This is a genomic window from Mesobacillus thioparans, assembly GCF_965138835.1.
Classification (GTDB): domain Bacteria; phylum Bacillota; class Bacilli; order Bacillales; family Cytobacillaceae; genus Mesobacillus; species Mesobacillus thioparans.
Map to the genome: position 1 here is coordinate 527,985 of NZ_CBCSFH010000001.1, position 25,899 is coordinate 553,883.

Sequence of the window (25,899 nt, forward strand, 5' to 3'; positions counted from 1 at the left end):
CCCCATTGGTCCAGGGACTGAAACCTGATGGTTCCTTCCTAAAAATTCCTCTTGCGTCCAATGAATTAAAATGATATATTAATCAAGCGATGAGCTGAATTGTGTAAGCCGACTGACACTCCTTCATTGGAAATGTACGATGTGGCGTACAGTCAGTCGCCTCAATACGCAGAAAAGACGCCCTTGTGGCGTCTTTTCTTTTTTATCTTCTTATTTATCTTTGTAACCGTCACGATCCAAATTTGTATCGTTTCTTAATTCATTTCGGTTAAGGTCCGTATCATTTCTCAATCCATTGCGGTCAAGATTCGTATCGGTCCTATATTCGTTGCGATTAAGGTCAGTATCGTTACTGAACTCATTACGATTAAGATTCGTATCGTTTCTTAAGTCATTGCGATCAAGATCCGTATCATTCCTTAACTCATTGCGGTTAAGATCCCCGCCATTCACGACCCTGTCGTCATCCGAATCAAGATGAGCCTCCTCACGCTTGACACTTTCGACAACCTGTTCAGTATCTGTCACTTCACGCTTGCCGATGACAAGCTCTTCAGAAACAACAGGCTTCTTAGTGACCTCAACTTTTTCTTCCATGATCGGCACGCGGATTGTTTCATCATCTTCGATTGTAGCGTCAGTGCCAGAAACGGCTTCATTCACCTCCCGTTTTTCAATGTATACTTCCTCACGTGTAACCGGAATGTTGACCTTCTGCTGGTCTTCGACTACTTCCTTGTGCACCTCGACCTCTCCTGCCTGGACACGTTCCTTGGAAACATCCAGCTGTTCTTCCCTTAATTTCAATGTTTGTTCATCTGTACCGTCATAGTTTCCTGTGACGGGTGTGTCTGTATCCTTATAGTTTCCTGTCACAGTTGCATCCGTATTCTCATAGTTACCTGTCAGGGATGTGTCTGTATCAGTATAGTTTCCTGTCACGGATGTATCCGCCACATAGCCTGTGTCTGCAGCATCAAGGCCGGAAGCATTGGTTTCTGCTAATAAAATGATACGGCCAGCTCGTACATCCTCTTCATATTCCCTTGCAGCGTCATCTGTCAATCCAAGGCCAACAAGACGGTCGGAAATAGTCGGTTCATTGCCGCCAAGATTTCGGTCTGCATCGAATGCAGTCATCAGGCTCTGCCAGAATCCTCCTTCTCGATGTTCTTCCCTATCTGTTCCAAGGTTTTCCGTCGTTACACCTGTCCTGCTTTCCAATGCAGTGGTAATGTCATTTGTATCCCCAATAATCGAAAAATCCTGCACTGCATATCCCTTGTTTTTATGCTCTTCAATCGCTTCAATTAATTCTGTTTGATTATCATAAACTCCAACTACTTTTTTAGTCATTTTAAATTCCTCCAATTCAATGTAAGTTACATCCGGCTGCACCGGTAGTGTATTCTTACCCCGGATGGTCAACCCCTCAAACAATATTAAATATGCCAAAATTAGCCACATCCAGGAAAAGCAGTCAAAATGAAAGTCCTGAAGAGAAGATTCGATAACATAGAAAAAAACCGGTTTACACCGGTTTAATTTCAGCCTCGATCCTGGTTACCTCTAAATATGCGATATGATATTCATCAATTTCAATGATTCTGAAAAGGTATCCTTCTTCCTCGATCTCGTCGCCAATTTTGGCATCAATATTCTTTGTCATGAACCAGCCGCCAATTGTATCGACATCTTCTTCAGAAATATGGATACCAAGCAGGTCATTCACTTCATCAATCAACACTCTTGAGCTGAAAAGATAATGGTCTTCTTTCACTTTTCTAATTTCCGCGATTTCGTCCACGTCAAATTCATCACGGATATCCCCGACGATTTCTTCAAGGATATCCTCAACGGTCACAAGGCCGGATGTTCCTCCGTACTCATCGATCAGAATGGCCATGTGAATGCGTTCTTTCTGCATCTTCACAAGCAAATCATGGATGGGGATCGTCTCGATCACTCTTATGACGGGCTTAATGAACGAGGACAGTATCGATTCTTTTTGAAGTTCCTTTTGAGTCAGTTTGGCAGTCAGTATTTCCTTTATGTTGATCATCCCTACTATATTATCCTTTTCACCATCGATCACGGGATAACGAGTATATTTCTCTTTCTGGATCACATCTATTATCTTTTCAATGTCATCCGTAATATCAAACGTAACGATCTCAGTTCTTGGGACCATGATTTCCTTGGCGATCCGTTCATCAAATTCAAAAATATTGTTTACGAAGTTCAATTCATTCTGGTTTATTTCTCCACTTTCATAGCTTTCCGATAAAAGAATGCGCAGCTCTTCCTCGGAATGGGCCATTTCATGCTCTGAGGCTGGCTTCAACCCAAACAGTCCGACAAGGAGCCTGGCAGATCCATTCAGCGCCCAGATGAAGGGGTACATAATCTTATAAAACAAGATGATTGGCTTTGAAAATGCCATTGTGATGGATTCAGCTTTTTGGATGGCGACCGTTTTTGGAGCTAATTCCCCAACGACCACATGCAAAAAAGTGATTGAAGCAAATGCGATTGCGAACGATAAAAGACCGGATAATGACGCATTTAGATTAAAGCTTTCAAAAATGGGATGGAGAAGCGCCTCGACTGTCGGTTCCCCTAACCACCCAAGGCCAAGAGCGGTAATCGTGATTCCCAGCTGACAGGCAGAGAGATATTCATCAAGATGCGTAATCACATGTTTGGCAGACTGTGCACCGTTCTTTCCTTCAGCAATCAGCTGATCAATCCTTGAACTCCTGACTTTAACAATCGCAAACTCCGTCGCCACGAAAAAGCCGGTCAATGCGATCAATAGGATAAGTAACAGCAAATTCGTAATAATCAATGGGCAAGCCCTACAGTTTGTAAGGCATTCACCTCCTAATGCATTTACTTCTGAAAATTGGATAGAATCATTTTTTAAATTATACCCGTATATGGAACAGCTAACGCATAATATGGAAAAAACGTGAATCATTACATCCCTAGTATTTGATATTACGCCTTAATATATCAGGATAATGTTTTTGAATACTTTTGACCCATATTCCTAATCTTTTTTTGAATATCCGACCATTTTTCAGTACTTTTTGCTTAACAATTTTCTAATTTTGCCGAAAATAACAATAACGATAATTTCGTCTATGAAGACCAGAGGGAGTGGACAATTTGCGCTTTAAGAAAAAGAAGAACACTGTCAAGAAGACATTGGTAAAGAAAAAGTCAGGCAGTATACTGCTCAACAGGAATATGAGTCTAAAACTGAAAATTGTATCCTGGAGTATCATCTCGATACTTGTCCTTGCAATGACAACAACGTTCTATGCCCAGCATACGATCAAGTCCAGTAATTTCGATTCAATGGAGGCAGAACTCACCACGATTGCAAGCTTATTATCGGATCAGGTTTCAGCCGGTAAAGCCCAGACGATCATCAGCAATCCATCTAAAAATAATCCTGGCGTTACTTCGATGCAAAAGCAAATGAATCAAATTCTGAAGGAGAACCCCTTAATACATAATCTTTATTTAATCACCATGAATGGCGATAAATTCATCATCCCGACTATGAATTCTGCCATGATGGCTGATGAACTCACATATGGCTCACAGTATTCAGGCGGTAAAGAGTTTGATCGTGCCGCCCTGGAGGCTTTCAAGGAAAACAAAAGAACGACCACTGAAATATATAAATCGGGAACAGGAGAAAAAATGACCGGATTTGCGCCAATCAACGATATGAGCGGAAAAACCATCGCTTTATATGGTGTCGAATTCGATGTTTCCCAAATCAATAAAAAGATCAATGGAGAAGTTGCAGGAATTTGGGTTCTATCCATCATTATCCTGCTCCTTTCAAGCGCAGCAATGTATTTCCTTGTTTCAAGACTGATTAAGCCATTGAACAAAATCAAAAATTTAACTTCTAATATCGCTAATGGTGATTTGTCTCAGGAAGACATTAAGGTACATTCAAAGGATGAGATTGGTGCACTGGCTGAAAGCATCAATATCATGACTGCTTCCCTCCGCACATTGGTATCACAGGTACAGTCCAGTACTAAAGAAGTAACCAACGAAACAATGGGGTTATCCAGGGTGTCTTCCAGTTCCGTGGAAGCGATCAGAGAATTGACTGCAGCCAACCAGCAGGCAGCGGCAAGCACACAGGAGCAAAATGCCAATATTGAGGAAATGCAGGCAACTTTGGAGGAAATCAACGCAGGGATCGAAGAAATCAACGCTTCTGCACAACAAGCAAGCTATATCGCCAAAAATTCAACTGCGACATCCAGGGAAGGCACGAAAAGAATCGACGAAATGCTGGAAGGACTGGAATCAGTAGACGAGAATACCAATCAGCTGGCTGATATCATCACCGAACTGGAAAAACAGTCCGATAAAATCACCCAGTTTGTTAAAATCATCAACACGATCTCTGACCAGACAAACCTGCTTGCATTGAACGCAGCCATAGAAGCTGCAAGGGCCGGTGAACATGGCAAAGGTTTTGCGGTAGTCGCAAACGAAGTCAGGAAACTTGCTGAAGAAAGCGCAAAATCAGCTTCAACGATCATTACCATCGTTAACGAAAATGTTCAAAACACCCGAAATGCAGTAGCTTACATCAGCAAGACAAAAGAAGCTGTACAATACAATAAAAATCTTTCCGTTCACGCCAAGGATACACTTAAAGAAATCTATGAAACAACATTGGAGATTGAGGACAACTCCAGCAATATTGCTTCGGCAATCGAACAGCAAGTCATTGCCATTGAACAAATCACCAACTCGCTCGATACGGTCTCACAGGCATCCCAGCAAATTGCCGCAGGTACAAGCCAGACAGACCAATCTACACAGGAACAGTTGAAAGTCGCGGAAAATGTGAATGAAACGACTAAAATCCTCCAGAAAACCGCATTGGAGTTAGAAAAGCTGACTGGAAGTTTTAAATTGTAAGCTTCTGCTGAAAAAAGTTCATAATAAAAGGCTGTTTTCGTAAGGATCGTTGTTAAAATCCTAAAGCCGATTAATAGCCATTTTGTATGACGGTAGTAAGTTTGCAAGCTCTTTTCTCATAATAAGCGTTAATTGGGTGACTAATCTTGGGTAATTTAATTCTATTTTGTAGTCAATAGCAACAAAGTTTGAGAAAAGAGCTAATAAAAAGGATGCCCGCGGGCATCCTTTTTATCTTTTCCTGAATCCTTCTTCTTCTAAATATTGTTTGGCTTCATTGTAAGAAAGAAATGTACCATCCAGGTTCAGGCCAGCATACACATTCCACATATCATCTTCATGGACAAGAATCAGTGTGTGGTTTTCTGCATTGATCCAGCGTTCTTCTTCATTGTCCTCGATGATAGCTGATTCAATAGTACTGTCAGGTGAAAGCGACTTAATCGAAAGTTCTATGATCGACTTTAGCTCTTTCGCAGTGAAATCGCGGATATTCACCATGCCCTTCGCATCGAAGTCATAGCCTTCTAAAAATTCCCCATAGACAAACCCATTTCCATTTGGATGTAAGTGGTATACAACATTTTTCTTGTCGTAAATGCTATCTGCATAATGAAAGTTAACACGGCCCAAAGAAACACTTTTTCGTTCCAGTTCCGGAAAAGATTCAATGATTGAAAGTTTTTGTTCGAAAGTTAGCATAATTGCCTCCAGATTAATGACGAATTTTTATGATTCTATTCATTATAACATTAGGCAAGGTCTTAACAAAAAAACTCTTCCCAAGCATTTTATATGTTACAAAATCCAAAATAGTTTATAATTAAGTTACATAAGGTGGTGAAATTATGCAGGCGGTAAGCCCCATTACATCCAAAAATCGCATTGATCAAATGAAGAGATATCTTGAGGCACATTCCAGCAGGGATTATTGTCTTTTCTTGCTGGGCATCAATACCGGCATCAAGCTTCAGGAACTTTTGAGCCTTCGTGTCGATGATGTCTGCAACGAAAAAAGAGAAGTAGCAGCATTTCTTTCAATTCCCCATTACAGCAATCCCCCTATCTATATAAACGCATCAATAAGGAAGGTTCTTAAAAGATATCTAAATGAAAATTCCCTGAATAGTGCAGATTATCTTTTCAGATCACGAAAAACTTCCGAACCAATAACAAGACAACAGGCCTACCGAATCATCAATGCAGCTGCAAAAGAGGCCGGGGTGATGGAACCTGTCGGAATGACCACACTCAGGAAGACATTTGGTTACCATGCCTATTCCCAGGGTGTCGCCATTTCTCTTATCCAGAAAAGACTTCAGCATTCATCTCCATCTGAAACGATGCATTTCATCGGATTAGACCAGCAGCCAGTTACAGTCACAATTAATATAAACTTATAAGGGGGTCTTTCATTGAATGAAAGTGTTCTGAGTACCGATTCGTTCATTTTACTTTTAGCTTTCTTATTCATTGTCGGAGTAATCACGACCAGATTTTCGACCAGACTGGGGGTTCCCTCACTAATTTTATTCATCATGGTCGGGATGGTCATGGGCAGCGATGTCCTTGGCATCATCTATTTTGATAATGCAGCAATGGCGCAAATGATTGGTGTCATTGCTCTCGTCATCATCCTGTTTGAAGGCGGCTTGCAAACAAATTGGAAAGACGTCAGGCCAGTGATCGTTCCTTCATTGTCTCTGGCAACGCTTGGAGTGTTAATTACCTCTGGAATAGTTGCCGTCGCTGCGAAAATGATCCTGGGCGTTGATTGGCTGGAAGCGATATTATTTGGGGCAATCGTTGGGTCAACTGACGCTGCGGCAGTCTTCGCCGTCCTCAAAGGCCACAATATTTCTTCAAAACTAGGATCGACTCTCGAAGCAGAATCCGGATCAAATGATCCAATGGCTGTGTTTCTGACTGTTGCCATGATCGAACTTATTACCCTGCCTGATGCAAGTATCCTGAAACTGATCGGGGATTTCTTCTTACAGATGGGACTAGGGCTGATTTTAGGGATCCTATTTGGCCGTGTCGCAGTTAAGGCGCTAAACTCCATTAATCTTGATTCAAGCGGCCTGTACCCGGTTTTTGCCACTGCCTTTGCATTACTGACCTATGGAGTGACAGCGTTCTTGAATGGCAGCGGCCTATTGGCTGTATACATTGCAGCGATCATCATCGGGAATGCGGAGATTGCATATCGCCAGTCCATTTTCCGTTTTTCAGAAGGCTTTGCCTGGATGATGCAAATCCTTATGTTTGTCATTCTTGGATTGCTCGTATTCCCTTCTGAGCTATTCAACCCGGCTATTTTAATAAAAGGAATTTTACTATCCTTAATTCTGATGGTAATAGCAAGGCCTGCAGCGGTATTTATCTCGACCATAAAAATGGATTATTCCATAAAAGACCGGATTTTCCTTTCCTGGGCTGGACTGAAAGGCGCAGTCCCAATCATCCTGGCCACCTTTCCACTGCTGGCAGGAATCGAGGATAGCCATCAGATTTTCAATGTTGTCTTCTTCGTCGTTTTGACAAGCGCCCTGATTCAGGGAGCCACCATTCCCATGTTAGCGAATAAACTTGGATTGAACGGACCAAAGAAAACAACACCAATGCAATCACTTGAACTAATCTCACTTGGAAAAGCGGATGCTGAAATGATCGAATATGAAATGGAAAGTGACAATGCGATCGTCGGAAAAACATTGATGGAAATTTCCTTGCCAGAAGGCTCACTTGTAAATGCGATTATCCGCAATGGCAAACTGATTGCACCGACAGGCACTACAGTGATCATGGCAGGTGATTTCCTTTACATTTTATCTGCACGGAAAAATAAACCACTGCTGAAAAAACTGCTAAAAGAAAAATCAGCTTATAAACAAAATGCCTTAGATTTAAAGTAAAAAACCAGTGAGCACCTCACTGGTTTTTTACTTATGCCTTTAATTTTTCCACGAACATAGTTCGCATCTCTTTTAAGATGCTTTTATATGCATAGTCATTCAGGATCGTCGCCTGCAAGGTGACTCCATTCACCATCGCCCAAAAAATATCGGCATAAGTGGCTGGTTCAAGCTGAATGTTGAATTCTCCTGCTTCCTGACCTTCCTTGATGATTCCCGTTAACAATTCAACAAAGAAATCTTTGTATCTCTCTGTCAAAACTTCCTTTAACTCAGGATTTCGTGTTGAATATAGCCTGAACTCGAAATGTACAAGTGCCTGGTCTTTGTTGTCGAACTCGTTAGGGTCATTATCCAGATAGGCATCAACCAGAAAGTCAAGCTTTTCCAAAGCAGTCCGTCGTTCAGCAATTGCCTTCGAGAATTTTGTGCCTGATTCTTTCGTTTGGCCATCCATCAGGGCGAGGTAAATTTCATCCTTGCTCTTGAAATAATTGTAGATCGCCCCTTTGCTCAGGCCAGATTGTGAGACAATGTCATCCACAGTTGATGATTCAAATCCCTTCTTGGCAAAACAAGCAAGGGCACTCTGCAAAATTTCCTGCCGCTTCCTTTCCTTATACTCCTCTGAAACAATTGGCGCCATATTCTTAACCCCTATTTCCAGCTTCTATTATAGTTTGTATACTTTGCTGTACTTTTCTTCCAAATATTCCACCAGATAATCCGCATTCAGTTCTTCTCCGGTGGCTTTCACGATCAGTTCGTTAGGAGTATATAGCATCCCATATTGATGGATGTTTTCCTTCAACCATTTTTGGATCACGGCAAAGTCACCTTTTTCTATGCTGCCGTAAAACTCAGGTATATCCGCTTTAATCTTGTTAAGGATCTGCGCTGCATACAAATTCCCTAAAGAATACGATGGGAAATAACCAAAGCCGCCAAACGACCAGTGAATATCCTGAAGTACTCCCTCGCTGTCATTGGAAGGTGTAACTCCTAAGTATTCATTCATTTTTGAGTTCCATATTGCTGGAAGGTCCTTCGCTTCTATTTCCCCAGCAATCAATGCCTTTTCAATTTCGTAACGGACCATGATATGCAGATTATATGTCAGCTCATCTGCTTCGACTCGGATGAATGAAGGCTGGACCGAATTGACGGCACGGTAGAATTCATCCAGTCCGACATTTCCAAGCTGTTCAGGGTAATGCTCCTGAAGCTTTGGATAAAAGTGTTTCCAGAATTCCTCGCTTCTGCCAACCATGTTTTCAAGGAAGCGTGACTGGGACTCATGAATTCCAAAAGATGCCCCTTCCTGCAGGACAGAATCCTCGAACTGCTGATCGATGTTCTGCTCATAAATACCATGGCCAGCTTCATGAATCGTGCCGAAAATGGCCGAGCGAACATTATTTTCTAAATATCGGGTGGTAATCCGGACATCTCCCGTATTGACCGTCTGTGCGAATGGATGAACGGTCTCATCCAGTCTGCCGGCATTCATATCAAAGCCAATCAGCGGCAGGATATATCGGTTGAACTCTTTTTGTTTAGCTACGGAAAAGGCCTGTTCAAAAATATCCACGCGTGGCTCATATGTTGCGTTTTGAATCCGTTTAAGCAAATTCGTACTGGATTTTCTTAATTTATCAAACAAAGGATCCAGCTTCTCGACTGTCAGCCCTGGCTCATATTCATCAAGCAGCGCATCATATGGATGATTCTCATATCCATAGATCTCAACAGACTTCCTTTTAAAGTCCACAATTCTTTCGAGGTATGGCAGATAATGCTGAAAATCATTATTCTCCCTTGCCTCTTCCCAGGCATCATTCGCCTGTGATGTCAGCACGGAAAATTCCTTGATCATCTCTGCCGGGATACTTTTGGATCGGTTATAAAAATTCAGCCTTTCACGAACCTTCGCTTTTGCTGCTTCATCAAGATATGCTTCTGCTTCAGGAGAAGAAAGCGTGCTTAAGAGTTCCCCCATCCCCTCCGATACGGACAGCTTGAACGCTTCTGTTCTTAATGTACTGCTGGCTTTGGCGAAAATAGGCCGGCCCTTCTTTGGGGCAATTACTTTCTGGTCCCAGCTGAGCAAGCCTGAAATACTATTAAAATGTGAAATTTTTTCATCCAGCTCGGTGAATTTTTCTAGTGCTGAAATGATTGGTTGATTCATCACTTTTTGTTCCATGAGATCTCCCCCTGTTTTTTAAATAAACTATCCAGTCGGTTTATTATAATCTATATTACATTGTTTTTTCAATTATCACAAAATTATTAATAAATATTTCTAAATTTTTGCAACCTTTCATAATTTTACTACGTCGAATAAAAATATAATGAAATTTTTTCCAGAGGAGGACTTATGAAGAAGTTAGTTCATTACATCCTATTATCCCTGACCTCGGTAGCGGGTCTGCTCTTTTTTATGTCATTTCCTGCGCTTTTTACATTCAGAGGAGGCGATAGTGAGCACCTTGGCATCAAACTGTCCGCTTTTTTTAAAGGGCTGGCAGAAACATCCACGCAGTTAATCAAGCCATCCAGCTGGCAATTTTTCGAAGGCTGGTTCCGTGAAACGGTAATCGACAGGTATACATATTCCATAGAAATCATTTTTGTAAGTCTGCTATTCACTATTTTCATAGGAAGTTTGATCGCTTATGCATTTATGCACCTCTCTTATTCTCATCGCTCCAAGGTCAAACATTTCCTGAACTTTTTTGAGGGATTGCCTGATTTACTCATTATTTTCATGATTCAGATGGTCTTGTTCACGCTATACCGGGAATTTCACATCCGCATAGTTACCATGTATGGGCTGGCCGGGAAGGAACCGCTTATTTTCCCTATGATCATCAACTCCATTCTCCCTTCATTGTTTCTTGCGCAATTCCTGATAAAAATAATGGAGGAAGAATTCGAAAAACACTATATACTGCTGGGACAGGCGAAAGGTTTGTCGAAAATGCAGCTCCTGTTTACCCATCTGACCCGTAATATAGTGCCGATAGTGTCCATACACTTCAAGACAATCATCTACCTTGTGTTAACGAATCTGGTCCTCGTGGAACACATGTTCATCCTGGATGGTTACATACAGGAACTGTATAACCTTATGATGGAACAAGGAGCTTCACCGGCCAGCATATTATTTTATGTTGGTGTATTTATGCTCCCAGTGTTCATTGTGGAGAGACTGGTAACTTTTTTCGGTAAAAATGCCGGGAAAGCACGGGGGTTGAATATATGAACAGAATCCTTAAGCTAGTGAAGATGAAAGGCAATCCCCAGAATATTAAAACTGGCTTTGTCAGGTTATTAACGGAACTTAAAACCATGAATACGAACAAAGCGATAAAAGGGTTGAGTGTCGGAATTAAATACTTATTTTATAGATTCCTTGCACTTCTTCAATATATCAATAACCTGAAACACAGGAACTTTAAAATCGGTGCTGCGATCCTGATTCTATTGTTCGCGGTCAGCTGGTTCACTGAACCTATGCCTGAAAGCAACGAACCGTTAATTTTTGATAAGAACGGCAAATTTGTCGCAGCGCCTCCAGCGCCACCTTCCCTGACCTTCCCGCTTGGAACCGATTTAGGCGCAAGGAGCATGGTGAACCTGGTGCTGGTAGGGGTGAAATACACACTCGGGGCAGTAATCGGCATCACTTTTGTTCGGATCTTTGCAGGTATTCTGCTGGCGTTGCTGACGACATTATGGTATCCAGGCTTAAAACGGTATTTCAGTGCCTTCTTTTGGCCATTCAGATATATCCCGCCATTGCTGGCCGGAATCATCCTGATCATCCCTGTGGCTGCAATGCCACTAGGAATTTCTGCAAAAGTAATATTAGAGTACCAAATACTGGTTTTAATGATGATTGGTCTTCCTGGAGTCTATTACTTTATCCTGGACATGATGGGAGAAATCGAAAAGCAGCCGTATGTACTGAGCTCTACACTGATGGGCGCAAGTAAATTCCATACTTTGGTCAGGCATGTCTGGCCAAATATCAAGCCCCATTTACTGTTATTGTTCACCCAGCAGATTTTATCGGTGCTTCAGCTTTTAACATTCCTGGGGATTTTCTCATTATACCTTGGCGGACCCCACCCGACGGCACTGACGAATGAACCACGGCTGATCTATCGCACAATATCGAACGAACTTGCCGGTATGGCGGGGCAAAACTTCTGGTTGATCAGGAGAGCGCCATGGATGTTTTACAGTCCGGTCTTGATCATCGCATTCATTGCAATCACCGTGAACTGGATGAAAAAAGGGATCGAGGACCATATTGCGGGGATAGTGCCTGCCACGCAAAGGGCTGGATCGACGGCAGTTGATGTTGTTAAATCAGATGATATCGGCCTTTCTAAAACATTCGTATTGGTTGGCGTCCCAGAGAAGCCTGAAGAGGAGTGTGGTGAGCAGAAATATATTAGTGATGTAATTCGTGAAAAGCTCAGGAATGCACGGAGTTATTTGAATCGATATAAGGTTTACCGCATTACCGATAAGGTTGTGGGAAAGGCTGCAGGCTATGTAATAGAATACCCTAAGCCTGTCTTCACAACATTATTGACGGCATCGCTCGTACTTTGGGCGGGTTTATTTTCATACGCTGAGTTGGTCGGTAATGAAAAGGCAAAGAAAGAAGAAAGCAGTGTGGGAGTATCAGCTGAACCGGAAAAAGCTAAAGACTTATTTAGTTACAGTTATACCAATAAGGAGCATGAGCCGGTCAATTATAAAGCTGAGTTGACTTATCTAGATGGTAATGCAACCTTGAATGGCAATCTGCATGTCTCCACCACCAATACCACCGGGGCTGACCAGGGAAAAATTTATTTCCACCTGTATCCTAACCAGTTTAAAGAACCGATTGATGGACCCGAATGGGAATTTATCCGAGGTCCATCACCGACGCCTGGCTGGATAGACATCGAGGAGATCAAAGTGAATGACCAGAAAGCTGATTACAGTATTGATGGAACGATTTTAGAAATCAAGATGGTGAATTGGGCTGACAAGGCAACAGCCGAGCTGGACATTCAATTCAATTTTCAGCTCCCCGTGAATTATAGCAATGCAAGCTATGATTATGCAGCAGTATGGCTGGGAAACTTCCTGCCAACACAGGCTGTATATGATAAAAACGGCTGGAATCTGGATCCTTATTCGCCAATTGGCACCCCTTTTTACAGTGAAACTGCCAATTATGATGTGACAATCAATGCTGCTGCTAAATTCGAAATTCTATCGAATGCAGAAGAAGCTAAAGCTAAAATTGAAAACGCAGGTGATAATCAGCAATATCATGTTAATGTAGACAATGTTCGTGACTTTTCTGTCGTCCTTTTGGATAAACAGTACTACCAAATTGAACGATTCATGACTCAAAATGATACTTTAGTGAATGTGTGGTACCGCCCTTCCATTGACAAACAGCAGACTGCAAACAGGAATGCAATGGGTGCGGGCCAATCCATCGATTTTTTCGAGGAATTTTACGATTCACTATTGCCTTATAAAGAACTGGATATTATTCGGACTGGGGAAAGCAACCCACAAATGGCATACCAGGGAATGATTTTTTCACCTGGTTACAATTTCTCAGATAATAGCTTCACTTCTCTTAGCATGACAGACGGAGTGGTCCGGCAATGGCTGTCAGGATTAGTCGGAAGCAATGGATACAAAGAACCATGGGTGAATGAAACTCTCGCCAGCTATTCAATGAAATCTTACATGGGCGCAAGAGGCTACCTCGCCAGTAGTTCGGCCGAAGAGCAAATAAAACAGCAGGAAGAAATCGCAAGAATCCAAAAAGAAGGCCAATACATAAGCAGCCCACTGAATGACTTTAAGAATTTAAATGATTATGCCGTCATGATGGGCATACAAGGCTACAATATGTATGCAGAACTGGACTATCTGGTCAAAGCCGGTAAAGTTGATAAAGCCTTGAAACAATATGTAAACGAGTACACAAATAAAAATGCATCTGGCCACGATGTGATCACGCACTTCGAAAAGGCCGGCCATCCACAGGCAAAAGGATATTTTGATAGTTGGCTGAAGCCTGAGGGGAGAGAATATTAGTTTAGTTTTCGCCTGAGCTGGTTGGAGGGGGCTCGGGCGATTTTTATTTGATCGGTCATTAGTCGTCCAACAGGCTAACTTCATTACATAAAAAGTGGTCGGTTTGTGTACAGGTTCGGACAATATAATGGCTTTGCTTCTCCGTTTTGTCCGAACCTGCACCTGCTTCAGACATATTTATGGCTTTGCTTCTCCGTTTTGTCCGAACCTGTACCTGATTCAGACAAATTGACGGCTTGGGTTCTCTTTTTTGTCCGAACCTGNACCTACTTCAGACAAATTTATGGCTGGGCTTCTCTNTTTTGTCCGAACCTGTACCTNCTTCNGACAAATTNANGGCTTTCCTTCTCTGTTTTGTCCGAACCTGTACCTGCTTCAGACAATTTCCAGGCTTTGCATCCATGTTTTGTCCGAACCTGTATCTCCTTCAAAAGTATGGCTTCTTAGGCTCTCCCAATTTGTATCTACACATTATTTGTAGTAAGTATCCGACGTGGTTCCTGTTGCTGTATAGAACTTTTTTAAGACTCTGGTTATCCTTCTCTTATTCAGATCTATATTGCACCAGTCATAGATACTTTCTGCCGTAACCTTTCTTTCTGGAAAGAGTATCTTGAATTCTTCTATTTGCTGATAGATTGCTTGTTCCACATTTTCAGAGCTTCCACACTTTCCGCAGACTAGATGCCGTTTTTTTATAGCTGTATTAAATGACCCACACCCCCGGCAGTGCATTCCCTTTTCCAATTGTTCGTAATCGTATTCAGGCAGAGTGGTATACGGATTTTTATCATGGTGTAATGAGAGCAGTTTTTGGGCGAGTATTTTATGGTTCTCGTCCAACTTGGAGGGTGTATCGTTAAGTTCCTTTAAAAAGCGATTAACCTGAGTTGGTAAAATGATTGGTTGGTCCATGGGGGCTTGGTAAAGGGTGAATTCAGGGTTGTTGAATACGACTGAAGCCTGGACGAGGTAATTTAATTTGAGGTTTTGAAGGAGTTGGCGAAAGAGTGTCTCGCTTCGCTTTAATTGTATGACTGGGTTTTTGTATTCTTTGCCACTTTTCAATGAGTAAAATTTATCTGATTCCCAGTAGAAATCACCTTCATGATATTTCACATCCAATAGGTGTATCAATCCCCCCGAGATTATAAGCTTATCAATTTGAAAATAAGAATTACTTACCTGGAGTAGAATGTCATCAATGATATACCTTTCCTCAGAGAGATTTTCCGTCATCCGGTCAAATTTAATCTCTCCTTTGTATCCCTTTTCCAGATTTGCAAGCTGGAATTTATCACCGGCAGGCAACTCCATTCGCGTGTTTAGATAGCGCATTACTACTAATTCCTTAGACTCACTTCTTTTTTTAAGTAACATAATCCACTTCCTTTCTTTAAGTTCATTTTAATCCAAATCGCATTTTATTAATGTGAATTTTCCGTTAACTTTTTCATCGTTAATATTCTGGTTAGGTGAACCTGAATACAAAAAAAAACCGCCAAGAATCATTGCTCCTGACGGGTTTTCATCTTATTCTTCCTGTTGTTTCACAGCTTTCGTCTTGGTTTCGCGAATCCCATCAGTCAATGAATCGATGCTGTGCCTGACATTCGCTTTTCCTGAGAAGTTTTCGATCAATTCTTTTACGTCGATTCCAGATGAAGCTTTAAGTGATTCTTGAAGTGTCGACATCAGGTTTGTGGCATAGCCTGTTACCTTGTTCGCTCCTCCATTGGCGTCGCTTCCGCCAGTATCGACAACTGTGATCTTGTCAATGTTGCCAAGTGGTGCTGCAACTTGCTTCGCGTATTCAGGAAGCATTTTAACGATCATGTCGAGGATTGCGGCCTGGCCGAACTGTTCGAATGCTTCTGCGATTTTCTCTTTCGCTTCTGCTTCTGCAAGACCTTTCAGGCGGATGATTTCAGCTTCTGATTCACCCTTAGCTCTTTCTGCTTCCGCTTTCGCAAGACCATCCATACGGACTTTTTCTGCTTCGGCACGAGCCATCGCTTCGATACGATATTTATTTGCATCAGCTTCAGCGATTTGTTTGGCTTTGTCAGCAGCTGCGGATTGCTCAACAGAATAACGGTCGGCATCGGCTTTTTTCTTGACCTCTGAATCATACTGGCGCTCACGGCGGAGGATTTCTTTTTCCTCGAGCTCGATTTGCTTTTGGCGCTCGATGATCTTGACTTGCATTTCCTGTTCTGTTACTTCCTGCTGTGCACGGGCATTTTCCAGATCATAAGCCTGGTCGGCACGGGCCTTGGCAATGTCCTGCTCACGGCGGAATTCAGCCATTTTCAACCCATTGATTTTTTCAGCTTCGGCGATTTCAGTCGCACGTTCAAATTCGGCTTTCTTGGCTTCTTTATCTGCTTCGGCCTTCTTGATGCGTGTTTCTTTTTCCGCATCAGCAGTGGCGATATCTGCATCACGTTTTACCTGGGCAATTCTAGGTTTACCAAGCGAATCAAGGTATCCATTTTTATCTCGGACATCTTTGATCGTAAACGAAACGATCACTAACCCCATTTTTGCAAGGTCCTGGGAAGCGACACGCTGGACTTCCTGGGAGAATTTATCACGGTTTTTATAGATCTCTTCTACAGTCATCGACCCCAAGATTGACCGCAAGTGGCCTTCCAGAACTTCCTTCGCTTCATTTTCCCTGTCTTCTTTTGTCTTGCCAAGGAACTGTTCAGCTGCCGTTGCAATTTCACTGATGGACCCGCCAATTTTGATTATAGCTGTTCCATCCGCCATTACTGGCACGCCTTGCTCTGTGTAAACTTCCGGAGTCGTTACTTCAAGCTTGCTGGACAGCAGGCTGAGTGGACGTGACTGCTGGAACACTGGGAAGATGAACGTACCGCCGCCCCTGATGATTTTTATCTTATTATTCGATTCATCTGTGTGCACATTGCGGCTGCCGAGGAAACTGCCCGTTACAATCAGGGCTTCATCCGGTCCCGCTGTTTTATACTTGGAAACGAAAACCGCGACCAATGCGATGATTAAAAATACTACAAAACCAATAACAATAAACATTAAATCCATACCTTCTCCTCCTAAATATAAGTCTCTAATTCTTCATATAGTTTCACTTGCAGTACCCCGTTTTCAATATCGATCACGAGTACTTTTTTTCCATAAGGAATATTGCTGTTATTGAAGCTGACTGCCGGTTTGGAGATGCGGCCGCTAATATTCTCGATCAAGACTTCTCCATAGCCATCTGACGGAATTCCGGTGATGACGGTTCCAATTCTTCCCCGCAAGTCGCTCTCTTTATAGACAAGTGACTCCTCGGCATTCGATAAAGGAATCAATACAAACACATTCAATAAAGTGACAAGAATAAGAGCAATAATGGCTGAAACTCCAGCAATCAATATGCTGTTCAAACTTGTGAATATTTCTCCTAAATATCCACCTGCAGAAAAAATCGTCACGAATGAAAAAATCAAGGTCGGATTCACGAAAGGAATTCCTTCTGTAATTCCTTCTAGGGCATCACCGAAAAATAAATAAAGAATCGTGACAACACCCGAGATCACCAATCCATATAAATAAATCGTTTCTAATGGCGTACCAAACATCTCCATAATCCTCACCCCTTGTTAAAATCGAAATCGGAACCCTCCCTTATTCCATTTATTTCTTGATATGTAATACGATTGGACTGGTAATAAGTTTCAAAACTTTAAAAATTTGTAGAAAAATAGTTCATTCTTTTTACATCCATAATGAAAGCCTGCTCCCTAATAGAGGGAACAGGCTTTCTTCTATAATGCCCGTTTTTCCAAATCCTTTGCTGTTTTGCTCGTTTCAACATCCTTCTCATTCCGGAAAGTCCCGAATAAGTAATCGGCAAAAGGTGTGCTGACACCATACCAGAAATTTTCGTTTTTATAGTGATGAAGAATATGGACTTTTTTCACCCAACGTCCGAATTTGGTTCTTGGCTTAATCGGCCGGTGGGCAACATAATGCTTCCACTCATAGACCAGCAGCATGGCCATCAGCCCGGTGCCAAACGCAATTGTCAGACTTAGATTAAACGTAACTAGATAAATTAGAGACGACAAGATCAAAAAGCCGGGAAGGCTGTACCACAATGGCAGGAACAACAGCTTTAGATCGTTCGGGTCAGTGTGGTGGTCATAGTGGATCCTTTTCATGAACCTTAAGAATAATGGTTTTTTCGGTGCTTTGATATGAAAGAAAAAACGGTGGGTAAAATATTCGCTCAAAGCGAATGTAATCATTCCGGTCATGAAAAATAACAACATGGACCATGTCACGCCTCTCCATATTGACATCCCGATGCCAGTTAAAACTAAAACCATCAAGATACTGATATCGGGAAATAACAGAAAGTCCTTATATTGCTTCATCATTATAAAGCCCCTTTTTTAAATCCATTGTACTATTATCTGACTATTCAATCAATATACAATGAAAACAACCTGCGACCCTCTCCGCAGGCATCGGATATGTTATCTTACAAGTTCTTTACTGTACATTTTTTTAATCATCCTGATCTGGCCGCGATGGTTGATTTCGTCTTCAAACACATGGAACCATTTGAAGTAATTGTTCCCAGGCTGGTTCCACCACCAGTCGGTCTGCTCAAACAACCAAGCATCTGATAGTGACATGAATTTTTCAAACGTTTCATTCCGCACCGTTTGAAGCTCCTCAAGATAATGCTCAAGCGGAAACCCTTTGAAGGCTTCTTTTCCTTTCTCGCCGAGTTCCAATCCAGGAGAAAGAGTTCGTTCCTCTTCTTCAGTGGGGAAGCGCTTTTCAAATGTGATAATTTGATACACGCGTTCAACAGCAGCCATATGGCCCAGCAGCATCCCGATAGAGTTTGCTTCATCATGTACAAGATAATCCAATTCTTCGGCAGAAAGACCCTCAACCGCCTCAAGAGTGGTTTTCCGCGTATAATTCATCATCGACACCAAATGGCTGATGTTCGGAGTAAACCCTTCTTTCTGATCCACCAGAAATATCGTAGACATATCAAACACTAGTTTTTCCTCCGTTCCTCTAACTTTCTGAACTTATTACTATTCGCCAGTTTCCTTGATTATCCTTTAATATTCCTGAAAAGTTTCACGGAGTTATCTTGCTTGGAATTAAAATGAGCAGAAGCGAATCTGGCATTTTCCAAATGAGATTAACTGTCCAGGCGCTGTCAAAAAAAGCCCAGCTATAATTTAGCTGAGCCTGAAAAATCAGATTGCCAGATCAGGAGACTTTGCATCTTCATGATCTTGTGGAGCGATCAGTTCATTATAAAAAGTCGCATTTGCCGTGCTTACATACGGAGCCAGCCACAAGAATCCAATTCCAAGGGTGAAAACCGCAATGAATGCCCACCCTATAAAACTAAGATTTAGGAGGAAGTATTTCCATTTGTACCCCTTCATTCTGGTTTTACTTTCAGTGATTGCTTCTAGTGCCGAGAGCTGAGGATTATCCTTGAGCAGGAAGAATACTTGGGAATAGGAAATTCCTTTGATAATCCCTGGGATAATTAATAATAAAGACCATAGGATTGTGAAGATTCCGACGAGGATGGAAGTTCCGATAACCTTCAGTGAGAGCTCCCATTGTTTATATACGGCAAAGACTTCAGAAATCTTTGGGTTATTCCACCTGGCAATGACCAGAAAGAACCAGTAGGTGGCAACTGTCAATGGAATAAATAAAAAAGAGACAAGAATATTAACCATATCTGCAATGAGAGGGGTGTCAGTCTGATTCGCCCACTCAGTAACACCGCCACTCAAGATAACCTCTACAATGCCCGGCAGTATTGTCGAGATCAAGAAGATAATGAACGTTAAGGCGGCACTAATGCCCCATTTTCCTTTCAGTGACGCCAGGGCTTTCTTTTTAATTTGTGAAATCGATAATCTCATTCTCTTTCCTCCTATAATTGTTGGTACCGCCAATACGATGATACACCATGTATATTTTAAAGATGATCAACAAATACATCGAATATTTTACGAAACACTTTCGGGCGATAATCAAAATTTATAATAAACATCGCTGGCAAACATCCTTTGTTAGGATTTCATATTGGTTACATGGTTATTATATCGGATATTCTGCCTTTCCTTTAAATATCTGTTTTTTTGTTAATTTTCCCAAAACTAAAGACTGCAGAGGAGCCTGGAAAAATCGGGCTTCTCTGCAGTCTGGAACTGCTTAATATTTCTATTGAAAGAATGCTTGTATCACTTTTTGTTTTGCTCCTGTTCCTTGCTTGCCGCTTTCTCAAGTCTCCTGAATCTCCTTAAATCTGCCGGCCTGATAGGCAATGGTTCTTTCTTAAGAAGCTTAAGGATGGCGAACATCAACAGCAGCAGCAGGACGGTGAATGGAAGTGCTGCAATCAATGAAGCTGTCTGTAACGCTTCAAGTCCGCCTGCATATAAGAGAACTGCGGAAATCGCCGCCATCAGAGAACCCCAGACGATTTTTGCAAATCGCGGCGGGTTCAAGGAGCCTGAAGTAGTCATGCTTGCCAGTATATAGGTTGCAGAGTCAGCGGATGTTACCAGGAATGTAAAAATCAAGATGATTGATAAGACCGATAAAACGGTCGTAAACGGCAGGACTTCAAATGTCTTGAATAAAGCAGAGGTTAAATCCGCATCTACTGCCGCAGCAATACCTGTGTCGTTATGAAGGTCATTCCATAATGCAGTCCCGCCGAATGCCGCAATCCAAAGGCAGGCAATGACAGGTGGGATCACCATTACTCCAAAAATGTATTCGCGTATGGTTCTTCCCTTTGAAACCCGGGCAACGAATGCGCCGACAAATGGCGACCAGGCAATCGCCCATGCCCAGTAGAAAATAGTCCAATCCCTTGTCCAGGTTCCTTCTTGGTAAGGCTGCAGCCTTAGGCTGTATTGGATGAAGTTAGCAAAATAATCCCCGATCGCGAGTGTGAAGCTTTCCATAATAAAGACCGTTGGACCGGCAATCAGGACGAACACAAGCAGAACCAGGGCTATCCCAAGATTTAGATTGCTCAGCATCGCAATCCCTTTATCGAGTCCGGTTGAAGAGGAAATCATATAGGCAATGAAGATGATTAAAATGATGATCATTTGGATGCCGATTGAATTGCCAGTCCCCAACACAGCATTCAATCCGCCATTCATTTGCAGGACACCAAGCCCGACAGATGTTGCGATCCCCATGACCGTTGCGACAACCGCAAGTGTATCTATTGTATTTTTCACTGCTGGCTTTGTGCCTGTAATTGGCTCTAGAGCAGTAGAGACCAAACCGTTCTTTTGCTTACGGAATTGCAGGAACCCGATTACCAGTCCTACAATCGCAAAAACGGACCATTGACTAAGTCCCCAGTGGAAAAAGGAATAGCCCATGGCAACTCTTGCTGCACTGCGGGATTCTCCTTCAATGTCTGCGAACGGAGTGTTGAAAAAGTGGCTCATAGGTTCTGCGATTCCCCAGAATACAAGACCTGCCCCGAATCCAGCTGAAAAAAGCATGCCAATCCAGGTGAAAAACGAGAATTCAGGCCGCTCACCTTCACCGCCCAGCCGGATTGCCCCATACTTACTAACAGCCAGTCCAATCAAGAACAAAACAATAATGAACACAGCCAGCAAATAGAACCAGCCGAAATTAACCGTTGTAAAACCAAACAACTTACCAGCTACATCTCCAAACTTCCCTGGCATGGCAGCCCCGACTACGACGAACAATAAGATCACAGCAGCTGAGACGGTAAAAACAAAGTTAGATAATATATTTTTGAGCATGTCACCCTCCAAAAGTTCTGTGATTTTCAGTTATGTAATATGTAGTCTCTTAAATTATGCATAGAAACATATATGCAGCTTCGTGTATGTAATTATTCTGCAATTTATTTCACTTGATTATCCACAGCGAAACTTAATTTTCATGCATTGTTGTTTTTCAAACCCATACACTTCGGTTTTCACTCTTTATGTATAGCAAGGTAGTTTACGAAGATAGCCTACCCCTAAGAAAGCAAAATGAACGCTTAGTGACCTAAGCGTTCATCCATTAAAATGTATTGCTTAAGAATTCACGGGTACGTTCTTCAGTTGGATTCTCAAAGAATTCCTCTGGGTGTCCAACTTCAACGATCCGGCCTCCATGCATATAAACGACCCAGTCAGCCACTTCTCGGGCAAAACCCATTTCATGTGTTACGACAACCATGGTCATGCCTTCTTCCGCAAGCTCATTCATGGTCGCCAAAACTTCTCCGACCAATTCAGGGTCAAGTGCCGATGTTGGCTCATCAAACAACATGATGTCAGGTTTCATCGCAAGGGCCCTGGCGATTGCAACCCTCTGCTTCTGTCCGCCTGACAGCTTTGATGGATACACTTTTTCTTTATCAGCCAGTCCGACCTTTGCAAGCAGTTCCTTTGCTTCCTTGATCGCCTGTTCCCTGCTGACACCCTTCACATGGACTGGAGCCTCTATAATGTTTTCGATTACGTTTTTGTGAGGAAACAGGTTAAAGTGCTGAAATACCATGCCGATTTTCTGGCGTACTTTATTCACATCATGGCTATCAGCATTTATTTCCTCGCCTTCAATGATAATTTGGCCATTATCTTTGATTTCCAGGAAATTCAGGCAGCGCAGCAAGGTACTTTTACCAGATCCGCTTGCGCCAATCAGGCAGACCACGTCGCTTTCTTTTACAGTTATATCAACATCCTTCAAAACATGAAGGTCGCCAAATGATTTATTCAATTTTTTCACATTGATCATATCTCGTCCGTCCAACATAGTTTCCCCCTTAATCACTTACCGATAGTTTTTTCTCAATCAATCCAACAAGAACAGAAATCAGGTAAACAAGGAATAGATAGTAAACGGCAACAATGAGCAAATACGTCATATTGTCGAAGTCATTTGCACCTTTTGTTGTCGCTACATTGAATAATTCATACATTCCTATGAAAGCTGCTAATGATGAATCCTTGAGACCAATTATGAATTGATTCCCAAGTGGAGGCAGGGCACGACGGAAAGCCTGCGGAAGGATGATTCTTCTCATAGTAAGGGTCCTGCTCATCCCAAGTGAGCGGCCGGCTTCCATCTGTCCTTTGTCAATGGACTGGATGGTTCCCCTGAAAATCTCGGCGATATAGGCACCATTGTGGAAAGCAAGACCTAGGGCCACTGACCAGAATGCAGAAATGTTCAGATTGGTCATACCAAAATAGAAGATGAAAATCTGGACGATCAACGGAGTTCCCCTGACCAGATAAATATAGACATCCGCAATCCATTCCAGCACTTTAACTCCTGATATTTTTAAGAAAGCAAAAAACAATCCTATGAAAATAGCAATGAAAATCGAGATTGCAGTAACTTGCAATGTGAGCAGCATGCCTTTGAGGAAAATGTCGTATGTGTCAAAAAATACTTCTATAACATGCGATAGACTTGGCAAAATTCATTCAACTCCCTGTGGGCTCATTATCGTGCTTCATTTGTTTGCTCTTGTTGGCAAACATCGTTTTTAAGCAGAAACGAATGTGCAGTAATACCGCACATTCGTCCCAGGTTGACAACCTATTACTCCGGTTTAGCCGTGATGTCTTCACCGAAATATTTTTCACTGATTTCTTTCAACGTTCCATTTTCTCTCAAGGTTTCCAATGCTTCGTTGACTTTTTTCAGTAATTCATCGTTGTCTTTGGCTATGGCAATTGCCTGTTCGCTTCGGCCAAGAAGCTCCTTGCCCTCAATTTTAAGGCCGGCACCCATTGCTTCCTTACCTGTAATAAAGTCCGTTATAACAGCGTCGTGCCTTCCATTGGCCAACGCTTCCAGAGCTGTTACGTCACTGTCATAAAGCACAATATTATCTGTCACTTCTTCAGCTGTCTTTGCGTAAGTAGAACCTTTTGAAACAGCAATTTCCAATCCTTCTAAATCAGAAAGCTTCTCAACATCGCTGTCAGGTCTGACAAAGATCTGCGGACCAGAATAGTAATATGGTGTTGAAAAATCAACTGCCTTCAAACGATCCTCATTGATGGTATGGCTGGCAACAGCAGCATCAAAGCGTCCTGACTTAACCCCTTCAACGATACTGGCAAACTTGAACTTCTTTTGGTTTGGTTCAAGGCCGAGTTCCTTTGCGACTGCTTCTGCAACATCGATGTCAAAACCGGTCATCTTGCCGCTTCCATCCGTTACGCTGAACGGCTTAAACTCACCAGATGACGCAAAAGTGAACTTACCCTTCTCAGCCAGGTCCATTCCGCCTTCGCCAGAAGTTTTTTCATCACTGCCACAAGCAGCCAGGAGACCGATCATGGTCACCATTAGAATGAATAATGTTAAAATTTTTTTCACTGTTTAAAACTCCCCCTCATAATCATTATTTTCTTTAAATATTTATTCTGTTAATCGGTCTTCAAAAACTATGTATGAAAAACCGCAACATTCACCCTAAAATTCATATACCCGCTTGGCTCATACAGTAAACTATTATTTTAGAAAACAGTTCTTTTGTACTTTTGGGCAATGAAAATCTAAACATCCAAAAATATGTTTATGAATATAATTGTAACAATCGTGTAATATACTTTCAAAATTCAAATTATCTGATAATTCGTGAAATCATAGGATATTCCACCTTCTCCTGCACTCAGCTTGGTGAGCCTCCCTTTTCCCACCATATACTCATCTATACTCTCGATTCTTCTTTGTACGACAAGGTGTGCGGAAATATTACATTATACTGGAAAAAGCCAGAACCCTTAAAAAAGAGCCTGGCTTCACTAAATTTTTTTTATGAAGTTATTAGATGGCACGACAAAAGCACTAAAGCTATTAATCTACAATTCTCTCTGGACAAGAATAGACATTGAACGATTTCCCTCTGATAAAACCAACTGCCGTGATGTTCAAATCCTTGGCCAGTTTGATTGCCAAATCTGTTGGTGCGGATTTTGAGAGGACGATCCCGACGCCAATCTTCGCTGCCTTCAACAAAACCTCCGAGGAAATCCGGCCGCTGAAAACGATGATTTTATTCCTAACTGGTACCCTATTTAAAATACTATATCCATATAATTTATCGAGGGCGTTATGGCGCCCAATATCCGTCCTCACCGCGATAATTTCTTCAGGAGAGCAGAGGGCTGCATTATGTACGCCGCCAGTTTCAAGGAAAACCTGTGAATTGTTCTGCATCTGGTTCATAAGTTCAATGCTCTGGGCCGCGGTGATTCTCGTTTTGGACATCGATGTCTTTGCTGTCCTCGCATCATTGTGAAAATAAAACTGCCGGCTTTTCCCGCAGCATGAGCCAATAAAACGTTTTGAATAATATTCCTGGTTCGTTGTCATATTCACTTTTAGCATGACGTAAGCATAACCCCTGCTTTCGTCAATGCTGAGTGAATGGATGTCGTTATAGGATCGGATCACCCCTTCGGATGCCAGGAAGCCGACAACCATTTCCTCAAAATGAGTCGGAGTGCAGACCATGGTTGCGAACTCCATTTCGTTCACAAAAATCGTCAACGGGAACTCATTCACAATGACATCCTCTACATCCTGGAATTGTCCATCATGATATTTCGTAATCGTGTATTTATCACTCATATTTTCCAACATAGCCTTCACCTGAATCTTGAGAATTTGAGAATACTTAAAATCTAAACACAGTCTTTTCGTTTTCTCAAGAAAAATTTACAACACGACTGTAGTGTAAAATTGATTTGGTAAGTCTAAAAGGTGTTGCATCTGCATTTGAGAAGTGATAAAATTTTTTCGAAGTTCACAAATCTGTAACATTTTGATTCGAGATAGC

General features: G+C 42.0%; 21 protein-coding genes. 5 read left to right on the plus strand and 16 right to left on the minus strand.

The features are described from left to right. Positions 1–210: 210 nt before the first annotated feature. Together ACNAZ4_RS02750 and ACNAZ4_RS02755 are read right to left on the minus strand one after the other, a co-directional pair. Positions 211–1,356, minus strand: coding sequence for a YsnF/AvaK domain-containing protein (locus ACNAZ4_RS02750; RefSeq protein WP_415812654.1), 1,146 nt, complete (start codon positions 1,354–1,356; stop codon positions 211–213). A 175-nt stretch (positions 1,357–1,531) separates the two neighbouring features. After that, positions 1,532–2,848, minus strand: a complete 1,317-nt coding sequence (locus tag ACNAZ4_RS02755; RefSeq protein ID WP_415812655.1) for a hemolysin family protein — start codon at positions 2,846–2,848, stop codon at positions 1,532–1,534. 323 nt (positions 2,849–3,171) lie between these two features. Here ACNAZ4_RS02755 and ACNAZ4_RS02760 point away from each other — a divergent pair, with 323 nt between their 5' ends. After that, positions 3,172–4,965: a methyl-accepting chemotaxis protein gene (locus ACNAZ4_RS02760; RefSeq protein ID WP_415812656.1), complete on the plus strand. Its 1,794-nt coding sequence runs from the start codon at positions 3,172–3,174 to the stop codon at positions 4,963–4,965. A 231-nt stretch (positions 4,966–5,196) separates the two neighbouring features. Here ACNAZ4_RS02760 and ACNAZ4_RS02765 read toward each other — a convergent pair whose 3' ends face one another. After that, positions 5,197–5,667 (minus strand): hypothetical protein, encoded by a 471-nt coding sequence (locus ACNAZ4_RS02765; protein WP_415812657.1) that lies wholly within the window; start codon positions 5,665–5,667, stop codon positions 5,197–5,199. Positions 5,668–5,813: 146 nt separating this feature from the next. Here ACNAZ4_RS02765 and ACNAZ4_RS02770 point away from each other — a divergent pair, with 146 nt between their 5' ends. Further along, positions 5,814–6,368 carry a tyrosine-type recombinase/integrase gene (locus ACNAZ4_RS02770; RefSeq protein ID WP_415812658.1) on the plus strand — a complete coding sequence of 185 codons (555 nt, stop codon included), beginning with the start codon at positions 5,814–5,816 and terminating at the stop codon, positions 6,366–6,368. Between the two features lie 12 nt (positions 6,369–6,380). Then, positions 6,381–7,883 (plus strand): potassium/proton antiporter, encoded by a 1,503-nt coding sequence (locus ACNAZ4_RS02775; RefSeq protein WP_415812659.1) that lies wholly within the window; start codon positions 6,381–6,383, stop codon positions 7,881–7,883. A 31-nt stretch (positions 7,884–7,914) separates the two neighbouring features. On the opposite strand, the gene ACNAZ4_RS02780 is transcribed toward ACNAZ4_RS02775, so the two are convergent. Continuing rightward, on the minus strand, positions 7,915–8,529 hold the full coding sequence (locus tag ACNAZ4_RS02780) for a TetR/AcrR family transcriptional regulator (RefSeq protein WP_415812660.1): 615 nt from the start codon (positions 8,527–8,529) through the stop codon (positions 7,915–7,917). 27 nt (positions 8,530–8,556) lie between these two features. Further along, entirely contained in the window at positions 8,557–10,089 is a 1,533-nt protein-coding gene (locus ACNAZ4_RS02785; RefSeq protein WP_415812661.1) for a carboxypeptidase M32, read from the minus strand. A 174-nt stretch (positions 10,090–10,263) separates the two neighbouring features. Here ACNAZ4_RS02785 and ACNAZ4_RS02790 point away from each other — a divergent pair, with 174 nt between their 5' ends. Both ACNAZ4_RS02790 and ACNAZ4_RS02795 read left to right on the plus strand, forming a co-directional pair. After that, positions 10,264–11,151 (plus strand): ABC transporter permease, encoded by an 888-nt coding sequence (locus ACNAZ4_RS02790; RefSeq protein WP_415812662.1) that lies wholly within the window; start codon positions 10,264–10,266, stop codon positions 11,149–11,151. Beyond that, complete coding sequence (locus ACNAZ4_RS02795) at positions 11,148–14,012, plus strand: ABC transporter permease subunit (protein WP_415812663.1); 2,865 nt, start codon at positions 11,148–11,150, stop codon at positions 14,010–14,012. The genes ACNAZ4_RS02790 and ACNAZ4_RS02795 overlap by 4 nt, the downstream gene beginning before the upstream one ends. A 471-nt stretch (positions 14,013–14,483) precedes the next feature. Here the strand turns inward: ACNAZ4_RS02795 and ACNAZ4_RS02800 are convergent, their stop codons facing one another. The 11 genes from ACNAZ4_RS02800 to fdhD form a co-directional block, all read right to left on the minus strand. After that, positions 14,484–15,392, minus strand: coding sequence for a nuclease-related domain-containing protein (locus tag ACNAZ4_RS02800; RefSeq protein ID WP_415812664.1), 909 nt, complete (start codon positions 15,390–15,392; stop codon positions 14,484–14,486). 153 nt (positions 15,393–15,545) lie between these two features. Beyond that, on the minus strand, positions 15,546–17,081 hold the full coding sequence (locus ACNAZ4_RS02805; protein ID WP_415812665.1) for an SPFH domain-containing protein: 1,536 nt from the start codon (positions 17,079–17,081) through the stop codon (positions 15,546–15,548). Positions 17,082–17,092: 11 nt separating this feature from the next. Then, positions 17,093–17,629: an NfeD family protein gene (locus ACNAZ4_RS02810; protein ID WP_415812666.1), complete on the minus strand. Its 537-nt coding sequence runs from the start codon at positions 17,627–17,629 to the stop codon at positions 17,093–17,095. 180 nt (positions 17,630–17,809) lie between these two features. After that, positions 17,810–18,424 (minus strand): sterol desaturase family protein, encoded by a 615-nt coding sequence (locus ACNAZ4_RS02815; RefSeq protein WP_415812667.1) that lies wholly within the window; start codon positions 18,422–18,424, stop codon positions 17,810–17,812. 99 nt (positions 18,425–18,523) lie between these two features. Then, entirely contained in the window at positions 18,524–19,054 is a 531-nt protein-coding gene (locus tag ACNAZ4_RS02820; protein WP_415812994.1) for a DinB family protein, read from the minus strand. Between the two features lie 216 nt (positions 19,055–19,270). After that, complete coding sequence (locus ACNAZ4_RS02825) at positions 19,271–19,960, minus strand: DUF975 family protein (protein ID WP_415812668.1); 690 nt, start codon at positions 19,958–19,960, stop codon at positions 19,271–19,273. A gap of 321 nt (positions 19,961–20,281) precedes the next feature. Then, positions 20,282–21,844, minus strand: a complete 1,563-nt coding sequence (locus ACNAZ4_RS02830) for a BCCT family transporter (RefSeq protein WP_415812669.1) — start codon at positions 21,842–21,844, stop codon at positions 20,282–20,284. Positions 21,845–22,112: 268 nt separating this feature from the next. Continuing rightward, positions 22,113–22,853 (minus strand): amino acid ABC transporter ATP-binding protein, encoded by a 741-nt coding sequence (locus ACNAZ4_RS02835; RefSeq protein ID WP_415812670.1) that lies wholly within the window; start codon positions 22,851–22,853, stop codon positions 22,113–22,115. Between the two features lie 10 nt (positions 22,854–22,863). After that, positions 22,864–23,523, minus strand: coding sequence for an amino acid ABC transporter permease (locus ACNAZ4_RS02840; RefSeq protein ID WP_415812671.1), 660 nt, complete (start codon positions 23,521–23,523; stop codon positions 22,864–22,866). Positions 23,524–23,648: 125 nt separating this feature from the next. Continuing rightward, positions 23,649–24,404 carry a transporter substrate-binding domain-containing protein gene (locus tag ACNAZ4_RS02845; protein WP_415812995.1) on the minus strand — a complete coding sequence of 252 codons (756 nt, stop codon included), beginning with the start codon at positions 24,402–24,404 and terminating at the stop codon, positions 23,649–23,651. 510 nt (positions 24,405–24,914) lie between these two features. Next, complete coding sequence (fdhD, locus tag ACNAZ4_RS02850) at positions 24,915–25,703, minus strand: formate dehydrogenase accessory sulfurtransferase FdhD (RefSeq protein ID WP_415812672.1); 789 nt, start codon at positions 25,701–25,703, stop codon at positions 24,915–24,917. Between the last annotated feature and the right edge of the window lie 196 nt (positions 25,704–25,899).

Bases quoted from the DNA above. Each gene is read 5' to 3' on its own strand.
- ACNAZ4_RS02750 (WP_415812654.1), bottom strand. From the start codon at position 1,356: ATGACTAAAAAAGTAGTTGGAGTTTATGATAATCAAACAGAATTAATT.
- ACNAZ4_RS02765 (WP_415812657.1), bottom strand. From the start codon at position 5,667: ATGCTAACTTTCGAACAAAAACTTTCAATCATTGAATCTTTTCCGGAA.
- ACNAZ4_RS02770 (WP_415812658.1), top strand. From the start codon at position 5,814: ATGCAGGCGGTAAGCCCCATTACATCCAAAAATCGCATTGATCAAATG.
- ACNAZ4_RS02780 (WP_415812660.1), bottom strand. From the start codon at position 8,529: ATGGCGCCAATTGTTTCAGAGGAGTATAAGGAAAGGAAGCGGCAGGAA.
- ACNAZ4_RS02785 (WP_415812661.1), bottom strand. From the start codon at position 10,089: ATGGAACAAAAAGTGATGAATCAACCAATCATTTCAGCACTAGAAAAA.
- ACNAZ4_RS02790 (WP_415812662.1), top strand. From the start codon at position 10,264: ATGAAGAAGTTAGTTCATTACATCCTATTATCCCTGACCTCGGTAGCG.
- ACNAZ4_RS02795 (WP_415812663.1), top strand. From the start codon at position 11,148: ATGAACAGAATCCTTAAGCTAGTGAAGATGAAAGGCAATCCCCAGAAT.
- ACNAZ4_RS02800 (WP_415812664.1), bottom strand. From the start codon at position 15,392: ATGTTACTTAAAAAAAGAAGTGAGTCTAAGGAATTAGTAGTAATGCGC.
- ACNAZ4_RS02805 (WP_415812665.1), bottom strand. From the start codon at position 17,081: ATGGATTTAATGTTTATTGTTATTGGTTTTGTAGTATTTTTAATCATC.
- ACNAZ4_RS02810 (WP_415812666.1), bottom strand. From the start codon at position 17,629: ATGGAGATGTTTGGTACGCCATTAGAAACGATTTATTTATATGGATTG.
- ACNAZ4_RS02815 (WP_415812667.1), bottom strand. From the start codon at position 18,424: ATGATGAAGCAATATAAGGACTTTCTGTTATTTCCCGATATCAGTATC.
- ACNAZ4_RS02820 (WP_415812994.1), bottom strand. From the start codon at position 19,054: ATGTCTACGATATTTCTGGTGGATCAGAAAGAAGGGTTTACTCCGAAC.
- ACNAZ4_RS02825 (WP_415812668.1), bottom strand. From the start codon at position 19,960: ATGAGATTATCGATTTCACAAATTAAAAAGAAAGCCCTGGCGTCACTG.
- ACNAZ4_RS02830 (WP_415812669.1), bottom strand. From the start codon at position 21,844: ATGCTCAAAAATATATTATCTAACTTTGTTTTTACCGTCTCAGCTGCT.
- ACNAZ4_RS02835 (WP_415812670.1), bottom strand. From the start codon at position 22,853: ATGTTGGACGGACGAGATATGATCAATGTGAAAAAATTGAATAAATCA.
- ACNAZ4_RS02845 (WP_415812995.1), bottom strand. From the start codon at position 24,404: ATGGTGACCATGATCGGTCTCCTGGCTGCTTGTGGCAGTGATGAAAAA.
- fdhD (WP_415812672.1), bottom strand. From the start codon at position 25,703: ATGTTGGAAAATATGAGTGATAAATACACGATTACGAAATATCATGAT.